This window comes from Brevibacillus choshinensis, assembly GCF_001420695.1.
Classification (GTDB): Bacteria; Bacillota; Bacilli; order Brevibacillales; family Brevibacillaceae; genus Brevibacillus; species Brevibacillus choshinensis.
Genome location: NZ_LJJB01000012.1, coordinates 1 through 1372, shown reverse-complemented (window position 1 = coordinate 1372; position 1372 = coordinate 1). Strand labels below are relative to the sequence as shown.

Genomic DNA, 1372 nt, shown 5'->3' with positions numbered 1-1372 from the left:
TGTCAAAGGGAAGAATAGCTCCATCGTGCCATGACCAATCGGCAATTTCATGATCAACTCCACACATTACAATGGAGCTACTAGAGGTCCAGATTGTTCTCTCTTCTGGCCTGCCTCTGATCATTTCGACCCAAAAACAGGGAACTAAACATTCCCTCCCAGACAATTCTACTGGTAAAGTGAAAGACCCACTGTATCCCGACCAATTCAAATTATCAACAACCACCTGCCTTCTAATCTGTTCTTTGCTTGTCTGCGTCCAACCATTCTTTATCCTTATTATTTCAAATCCTGACCTGGAGGTTCGACTAATTGTCCGCCCCACCCACACATCAGTTCCCTGTCGAAACCCGAAACCTTTTACGCCATATCCCTGATTTCCCATGGGACTAGTGCATGAACCGACAAATTGAGCATCTTCCCCTCTTGGAGTGTCACTGGGCAATCCTGCACATAAATACCCAACCCTGTAAGAGAGATCAGGCGAAATAACTAGCACAGGCCTGTTAGTTCCCGTCCAGTTGTCTCTACACACGCATTCCACTTTACCATCATTTGGATAACAAGAACATTCCTCAATATGTCCTCCACTAAAGCTGACATCTGTTTGGCCAATTATTTTGCCTTGATTTGCTTTGTATATTCTATACTGCGCCTGTCTATTGGCAGGACCGTCAGTCATTACCCAATAACAATTACCTTGAATGCAAGTACAAGATGACTCCTGAGTCCTTAATATATCTCCTGCCCAGGAGTTAACAACATCAGTAGGCACCCCTCCGTAATGGACTACTGCTACTGCTTTAGAATCTGGCCCTGTTACACCAATCGTCATCCATTTCTTGCCATCATGACAGGCTGTTGCTGACCATGCTACAGCTTCAAACCTGGCTTGATATACATTGGGTGATTGACCCACTTCGACACTCATGAGAGTTCTGAATGGGCTTCTATCCTTCACTGTTCCATTTGAGTGTTTGTCATTGAGTAGAGCTCCCTGAGTGAGGAAGAAAGTCCTGCACTCTACAGGTGAACAAGAGACGAAAGGCTCTCTTATGACAAAAATATGTCCCCTGGAGCCAACTCTTATCCCGTTGTCCTTGGAAAACGGTGCAAAGCCCTTGACATCACATATTGGTTCGGTGTTATTTATATAAGTGCCCTCGTTCCAATGCGGTACATATTCGACTACACTAGTATTGTACCATTGAGTCACTTTCTCTATCCTAACTGTTTCATTATATTCCCTCACTACAGTTCCCTTGCAGATTCCATTGTTTTCACTTTTCCCCAGGGCTAACACCGTTAATATGATGCTCACGGCATGCAGTAGAACATTGAATACAACCAACCCTAATGAAATGGAGCCAAT

The 1372-nt window shown here is 44.2% G+C and carries 1 protein-coding gene; it reads right to left on the bottom strand.

Annotated elements, in window-relative coordinates:
• The coding region (locus AN963_RS20160; protein ID WP_161827295.1) for a hypothetical protein at positions 1–1372 on the bottom strand (1372 nt) is incomplete at both ends.